General features: G+C 41.3%; 5 protein-coding genes, 1 pseudogene and 1 riboswitch. Of the genes and pseudogenes, 1 reads left to right on the plus strand and 5 read right to left on the minus strand.

What is annotated here, in order from left to right; translation table 11 throughout:
• Positions 1-59: 59 nt before the first annotated feature.
• The 3 genes and pseudogenes from PN470_RS05860 to PN470_RS05875 form a co-directional block, all read right to left on the minus strand.
• Positions 60-2,075 carry an ABC transporter ATP-binding protein gene (locus tag PN470_RS05860; RefSeq protein ID WP_272104010.1) on the minus strand — a complete coding sequence of 672 codons (2,016 nt, stop codon included), beginning with the start codon at positions 2,073-2,075 and terminating at the stop codon, positions 60-62.
• Between the two features lie 51 nt (positions 2,076-2,126).
• Positions 2,127-3,298: pseudogene (locus PN470_RS22100) on the minus strand (glycosyltransferase family 4 protein).
• Positions 3,299-3,404: 106 nt separating this feature from the next.
• Positions 3,405-4,742, minus strand: a complete 1,338-nt coding sequence (locus PN470_RS05875; RefSeq protein WP_002733585.1) for an ArsB/NhaD family transporter — start codon at positions 4,740-4,742, stop codon at positions 3,405-3,407.
• Between the two features lie 232 nt (positions 4,743-4,974).
• Positions 4,975-5,105: riboswitch (cyclic di-AMP (ydaO/yuaA leader) on the minus strand.
• A gap of 188 nt (positions 5,106-5,293) precedes the next feature.
• Here PN470_RS05875 and PN470_RS05880 point away from each other — a divergent pair.
• Positions 5,294-5,872 carry a DUF3172 domain-containing protein gene (locus tag PN470_RS05880; protein ID WP_002733879.1) on the plus strand — a complete coding sequence of 193 codons (579 nt, stop codon included), beginning with the start codon at positions 5,294-5,296 and terminating at the stop codon, positions 5,870-5,872.
• Between the two features lie 154 nt (positions 5,873-6,026).
• On the opposite strand, the gene PN470_RS05885 is transcribed toward PN470_RS05880, so the two are convergent.
• Positions 6,027-6,344 carry a P-II family nitrogen regulator gene (locus PN470_RS05885; protein ID WP_002734429.1) on the minus strand — a complete coding sequence of 106 codons (318 nt, stop codon included), beginning with the start codon at positions 6,342-6,344 and terminating at the stop codon, positions 6,027-6,029.
• A gap of 73 nt (positions 6,345-6,417) precedes the next feature.
• Positions 6,418-7,398, minus strand: coding sequence for a sodium-dependent bicarbonate transport family permease (locus tag PN470_RS05890; protein WP_272104013.1), 981 nt, complete (start codon positions 7,396-7,398; stop codon positions 6,418-6,420).
• Positions 7,399-7,883 lie beyond the last annotated feature (485 nt).

Below are 7,883 nucleotides of genomic sequence, written 5' to 3' on the forward strand. Positions count from 1 at the left end.
TTTTTTCATCGAGACTGACTCCTCACTAACTACGACAATTTTTGATTTTTGCAGGAGATCTATCGAGTCGAGGAATACTCGTAGTCTTCGATAATGCGGAGAAGTCGCATAGCTGAACTACAGGATTCTTCTAAAATTTCCTGTTTCTCCTGAGAATCATCGATTAAATCCTCAGATACCAGACGCAAAGAACCTAAAAGACTATTAAGACTGCTTCTCGCTTCGTAGGATAAATAAGCTTTTCTTTTTTGCTCATTTTCCCTATTCTTAGAGTCAGCCCCTTTGCTATCACTAAATTGCAGAGCGTGTAAACGGGCATAATGACCACCTTGAGCTAATAATTCCTCGTGATTGCCGATTTCTGCCACTTTTCCCTTGTCCAGCACCACAATTTGATAGGCTTTTTGAACAGTGGAAAGACGGTGAGCGATCACAAGAGTAGTCCGCTCGCGACAGAGTTCATCGATCGCTTCCTGTACTAAACGCTCAGAAATTGTATCCAAAGCACTGGTGGCTTCATCGAGAATGAGAATATCTGGCTCTCGCAGTAAGGCACGAGCGATCGCTAATCTTTGTTTTTGTCCTCCCGAAAGTCTCACTCCCCGATCGCCAATTTCCGTATCCAGTCCTTCCGGCAGTTTGGAGATAAACTCGTAGGCATTCGCCCTTTTTGTCGCCTCTAAAATTTCTGCATCACTAACATCGCTTAATCCGTAGGCAATATTAAAACGGAGAGAATTATTAAAGAGAAAAGTGTCTTGACTGACTATTCCCATCGCTTTTCTCAAGGATTTGAGATCATAATGGCGTAAATCGTGACCGTCAAAAAGAATTCTCCCGGCTGTAGGATCATAAAAGCGTGGTAATAAATCAGCAATTGTCGATTTTCCCGCCCCCGAAGCACCAACAAGAGCGATCATTTTTCCTTTTGGAATCCACAGATCGATGCCCTTGAGAACTAATTCTTGATGACTGGGATAGGAAAATTGGACGTTATCAAAATGAATACCTGTCTCTAATCTTTGATAGGGAATAGAGCCATTAGTCATAAACGGTTTATTCTCTCGAATGAGAAAATCCGCTACCACCTCTACTGCGGAAACATCAACCAATAGACTACTCCTAACACCGTTAATTTGACTAACTATCGGCAAGGCCCGGAAAAGCACATAGAGATAGGTCAATAAAATTGTCGCTAAAGCTTGCAGTTGTTCATTAAAAAGATAACGACCAGCAATGATAATTAAAGCAATAATAATTACCCCACCGATCTCATTGAGCGGTCCGATTACAGCATTATTAGTCTGGGCATCTAAACCGGCTTTCTCCCTAGCTTCGATATCTTCCACAATAGATTTTAATTCGTATCTTTCATTTCCTACTGCTTTAATTAGGCGAATTCCCGTTAACAGTTCCAACAGTTTATTACTTTGCTGTTTAGCCGTTACGGTGATAATCTCTCCAAACTTTTTTGATCTCTTGACAAAGTATTGATTAAGCAGAGCTAAAAAGCCACCCAAAACACTAGAAATAATAGTTAATTGCCAAGAAATTGATAATAAAATAGCCAAGTACATGAAAGCTGTGGCGACAATCTTAACCAAGCCAATGTAATTTCTAATTGATCCCACGGCTCGATTAATCTCCGACATGAAACGATTAAAAATATCTCCTATTTTACTTTTTACATAATAATCTATATCCACTTCTAGCAGCAGAATAACTGAATCAATTCGCATATCTCTTGCCATAATCAAAGACAAGTAAGTACCTAGCAAATTACTGACAAAATTGGTAATGTGCTTGAGAATTAAAATCAATAATATCGCCGCAAACATCCAGAAAAAACGAGTATCGACCGAGAAAACCTCGAAAACGGAGAGCAGCTTTTTGATAATGTGGGGGGCATTTTTTAAGATATCATTTTCGGGATTAATAAAATAAATTAGTAAGGGGATAACTAAAATAGCTCCTACCCCATTAAATATGGTACTGACAAACCCGATAATAATGCTGGAAACCACTAATATCCAGTGTTTCAGCGTATATTTAAGCAGAATTTGATTAGGATTCATCGCAAGTAATAAAGTAAACAGTGAACGGTCAATTATCCTACTCGCTAGACTCTAATATTTTGCTTCCAGAGAAGTAATTAGGCGAGAGAGAGTTGTCGCCATGGCGGTGGTACTATAGGAGGCGATACAGTGCTCTCTCGCTTTTATTCCTCGTGCATTAGCCGAGTCGAGATGATTAAAAACTTCGCTAATCATAGCAGCTAGTTGTTCTGGCGATCGAGGTTCGACTAAATAGCCAATATAAGCTAAAATTTCGGGAATATCTGCCACTTTAGTGGAAATAATCTGTTTAGCCATCGCCATACCATCGGTAAGTTTAATCGGAAATTGGGCGTTAGCCGTAGCTTCATCCCTCTGGGGAACGATAATAGCATGGGCAGCGGCAATAACTTCCGGCATTTGATCGATCGGTTGAGCAGGTAAATGAATTAACCAAGGTTGACCTTTTTCTAGCAAACTATCCAGATAACCATCCCCGATTTGGCGACCTTCCACCACCACCAATTTAAAATCAGGATCACCAATTTGATCTAAAGCGATTAAGACATCTTCTAAACCTTTGTGGGGTCTAGCTGTACCCTGGAACATTAAGACTTTATAGGCAGATAAACCGTATTTTTGACGACAAGCGACGGGATCGTAAAGATTGGGATCGAAAAGTTACGTATCCTTGCCATTCGGTAAATAAATCCCCCCATAACGCTTTTGCAAAAATTGATTATTAACCGTCACCGCATCGGCACGGTTAATTAAATTTTCCAACCAGCACAGATAAAGAGGGTGATTCGGATCCCTAAGCGCAGCATTTTTTTGAGTATATCCCTAGCTAATTGTCGGGGATAAGGACGATAGGACCATCGATCGCCATCAAACCAACTCATTTCCCAATCGTCAATATCGAGAATTAGGGGACGTGGGGAAAAAAAACGTTTCAGTAAACCGATGCCGAAACTGGTGGGACGGGGTTTAACCCCATAGATAATCTCTCCGGAGAGGCGATCAAGTAAAGTTTTGATCTGGCCAAAAAACTGGGGATAATTATTGCCTTTGACCGATACCACCGCTATATTCCCCGGTGGGGTTGGATAGATTTCCCAGCCAAAAATCGGACCATAAACCGTCACCTGACAGTTTAGCTGTTGCAAGACTTGAGCAATCAAATAGACTCTTGTGCCACCACCACCGGATAAATCTGGTGCTAAAACAGAGATTTTTTTGTTCACGGTCGCCGCTCAATCCAGATTATCTAGCACGATAGAAGAATGTTAATCAATGTTAACGATTTTGTCAATCTTAAACGGACTTAACATTAATATCCCCAGAGATAGACTAGACAAAGAAAACTAACATATACATAGCCGAGACGACTAACTGAGTAAACATCACCGGTAAACCGTAGCGCAGGAAGGTATGAAAAGTAATTTTGCCCCCGTGTTGTTCGGCGATGCCGGCGGCGACAATATTAGAAGAAGCTCCCACTAAAGTACCATTACCCCCTAGGGTGGCTCCATACATCATCGCATAGAAAAGCGGTAAAACTTCTGGGGGAAAAGAACCGGCATAATCGGGGGAAAGAACCTCCGTCCCGACTAAATTAACATTAACAAGGTACTGTTTCAGTAGTGGAACCATGGCCACCACTAGGGGAATATTGGGAACGACACTGGAAACAAGTCCGACAAAAAACAGCAAGACTAGAGAACCTAAAAAGATATTTTTGCCTAAAATTATCGCCAGAAGTCCCGATACACTATTAACTACGCCAGTTTTTTCTAAACCGCCAATTAGCACAAAAATCGACATAAAAAATAATAGGGTACTCCAGTCCACATCCCGGAGAATATTATGCACCGTATCTATCTTCGATTGCTGGGCTAAAAGTAGGGCTAAAGCTGCCCCCATCAGAGCAACGGCAGCAGGAGCAAGGGGTACAGGAAAAGATTCGCCGACGACGAACAAAAATAAGACCAAAAAGACGATAATCCCCCCCAGAGCTAAGACGCGAGGATGATTAATTTTCGGATGGGGTAAGTCTTCTAAATGCTCGAATTTTGTCCGCCAGATTTTGGGGAATAACCAAGGTAACATAACCAGAATGGTAATCACTGCCAAGGCACCACCTAAACTTAAACGCTGTAGGTATTCCATGAAGGTGATATTAATAGAATCACCAACAATATAAGTAGCGGGATCACCAACAATAGTTAATAATCCAGAACTGTTGGCTACGAAAACCATCAGGATTAAGAGAGGCACAAAATCTACCCCTATATCTTGAGCTAAGGGCGGAATTAAAGGTGCTAATAACATCACCGTGGTGGCGTTGGGTAATACCGCACAGATCGGGGTAGTAATGGCAACAATTCCTATTAGTAATAATTTGCCCTGTCCCTTGGCTAAAAGCACCATTTGTGCTGCTAAATAATCAAAAATTTTCGTTGGTTCAAAGGCTCTTACTAACACCATCACCCCAAAAAATAGGGCAAGAGTGGCATAACTACGACTGATATAACCCACCGCTTCCTGGAGAGTCATGATATGGGTAAAAACTAAAATTAAAGCTCCTAATAAAGCCGCTACGGTAATATGAAGCCACTCGAACATAATAACCACAATGACTGCAATAAAAGTCATCGCAGCAATCCACATTGGTAAAGATTCCAGCATTTTTGATCCTGTTTTTACTCTTGGTTTCTCGATACAACTAAAAGTTTGCTCGAAAAATGTACAGCAAACTCATAGAAAATATGGTTATCTACGGAAAATCTTAAAATTGTTGTGATCGGTAAGCTGACATGAGAATCCCCATAAACAATGTCTCCTTTGAGTTATGACTATCAAGTAGTACCAGCGACATAACTGAACCGATCAAGACATTACTAGGAATGTAGTGATGCTTCAGTCTTCCCCCCCACGCCGACGAAGTTAGCTGACGGGCTAGGATAGAGAGATATCCTTTTCTAGGCTAAAAAATCTAGAAATACGCCCCCAAATGTGGTTCCTCCGCTCCGAATTTGTCTAGCTAATATCTAGCATAGAAACTTGGATTAGGCTGACTTACTCTGTTTAGTGATCCACCATAGCATACTAACCCAAAAAAAACGATATAGCCCTATACCAGACCTATCCTGTCGGTTATCCCCCGGGTTGCTAGGATAGAACAATGATAAGCTAATAGCTAACGACTGACCGCCATAGCAGCCACATCAGAAATTTCTATGAATAGAAGACCTCGTTATACTCCTCCTCGATCGCGTGATCGTGATTATGACCGCTCCTATGGCGATGACTCCCGCGCTTCGTCCCCCGGAGGCCTATTGGCAAAATTGAACTATGCCATGATCGCTCTGATTGGTGGTATTTTTGTACTAGGAGTGGGTCTCGGTCTGGTATTCAGTTCTACCGCTAATTTTAGCCCCGAAAACGTCGCTTCCCGAGAAGTAATCGATCGCAGCGCCCCCAATGCGGAATTATGCGTGCAATTTGGGGCCAGCGCCATTGTCACCGATTTGCGGGTTTATGTCACCCTTAACCCCTTTAATGTTTTTGTTACCCAACCAGTCATGCAACCCGGTTGCGTTTTGCGACGCAATAACTGGTCAATTTTAGAACAACAAAAATTAGTCGATGGACAGCAGGTACAAAGTTGTAAAAACCGGATGAATACCTTTGGTTATACCGGTCCCTTGGAAGGCAAACCGAAAATCGATTGTATCTTCCAAAATGAAGCCGGTGGGAATCTTTTTGTTAATCCTGCTGGCGCTGTTGGTCCCAGACCAGATACAGATAAATTCTAAACTGGAAAAGATCGTTCTCCTGACTGATGACTTGAAAGAGGGTGTGGGGTGTGGGGTGTAGGGAAGGAAACCTCTTTCATCTGTGGGGGTGAAAATTTTTTCATCGGGACTGACTCCTAATTAACTAAGACAATTTTTGATTTTTACAAGAGGTCTAATGAGTTAGCCATTGGGCCGTAGTCACTACAAAAATTCCGCCAGCTTTTTTTAAAAAAGGCTGAATTTTATCGATCAGACGATTAAGTTGTTCGTCACTATTACAAACCGTCATAATGTAGTTACCACTGTAATCACAATCCAAGTCATCACGGGATAAACCTCGATCGCCTTTTCCCGAAGCATTGCCAAGGACGGTATAACCGGAAACTCCGACAAGATCAAGAATGCTTAAGGTTTCTTCCAGAAGAGCATGACTAACAATTATGTCCACTTTTTTGACAGTTTGTAGGGAAGGATGAGGGGATTCAAGCATGGTAGTTAAGTAAAAAAGGTATAAGTGCAAGAGAAAAATTTTGACAGGAATTATTTAAAAACCGCCTGGCTTTTTAGACTCCACGGCCAATGATTTTGATCATCTCTAGGTACAGAGGAATACCGATGACGATATTGAAGGGAAAAGTTAAAGCCAAGGCCATAGAAACGTATACACTAGGATTAGCTTCAGGAACAGTCATTCTCATGGCCGCAGGAACAGCAATATAAGAGGCACTGGCACACAAAACAGCGAATAATAAAGCATTGCCCTCTTCAAATCCGAGAACCTTAGCAATGAGAATGCCAACCATAGCATTGATGACGGGAATGAATACCGCAAAACCGATGAGAAAAGAACCAGTTTTGCCTAATTCCCGGATTCTTTTCGCCGCCACTAATCCCATATCAAGGAGAAAGAAAGTTAACGCACCATAAAAAATCCCTTGAGTGAAAGGTTGTAGTTTTTCCCAGCCTTTTTCCCCGGTGAGCATACCAACCACAACACTACCGACTAAGAGAAATACCGAACCATTTAAAAAGGCTTCATGTAGAACCTTTGACCAAGAAAACGCTTCTTCTTCGCCATTTTTCTCTTTAAAGACTCGCACCAGGATTAAACCCACTACAATCGCCGGCGATTCCATTAAAGCTAAGGCCGCTACCATGTGACCGCCATAGGAAATATGCAGTTTTTCTAAAAAAGAACTGGCGGTGATGAAAGTAACGGCACTAATGGAACCATAGGCGGCTGCGATGGCCGCTGCATTGGCACTATCGAGTTTAATTTTCAGGATAAAGAAAGTGTAAATGGGAACGATGCAAGCCATAACCACAGAGGCAATCAAAGTTAAAGCGATTTGGTTATTGATGCCACTTTTCGCTAGTTCATAACCCCCCTTGAAACCAATCGCCATCAACAGATAGAGAGAAAAGAGTTTAGGCAGTGGTTGGGGAATCTCTAGGTCGGATTTAAAAAATACTGCCAGCATTCCTAAGAAAAAGAACAAAACCGGCGGATTGAGAATATTGAACAGGATTAAGCTGCCATCCATAGGTTTGCGTACATTGAGTTATTTCAATCTATACTATTCGATTTTGAGAATACTGGGACAATGATAATTACTCGCAGCCAGAAATACGTTAGTCTCTATCATACTTTGTGCTTTTTGTCAAAAGAACTTTTTTTTTGCAATAAAACTACACAAAAAAAAGATCATCGTTGTGGGTGAAATTGACTGATTTACCCGTCTTAATTAGGATCACCTTCTAGGTGTGGCAAGGGTTTCAGCCATTGCTGCCCAAAAAAGCACAAAACAGGCCATTATGAAATTCAGTAAAATCGCTGTAACCATGATAACATCGTTGTTAAATAAAAATCTTTCTCAATTAATTCTTAAGAATTTATAAATATTGCGGAATGTTAATTTAAATATTCTCAAGTTTTTACGGTCAATAAATAATTTTTACTTATCTTTATCCAAAATTGGGTTAGAAGTCAGGAGATAGGAGTCAGGAGTCGGGAGTCAGGAGATAGGAG

Origin of the sequence: Microcystis sp. CS-574 (assembly GCF_028329095.1) — a bacterium.
Taxonomy (GTDB): Bacteria; Cyanobacteriota; Cyanobacteriia; order Cyanobacteriales; family Microcystaceae; genus Microcystis; species Microcystis ichthyoblabe_A.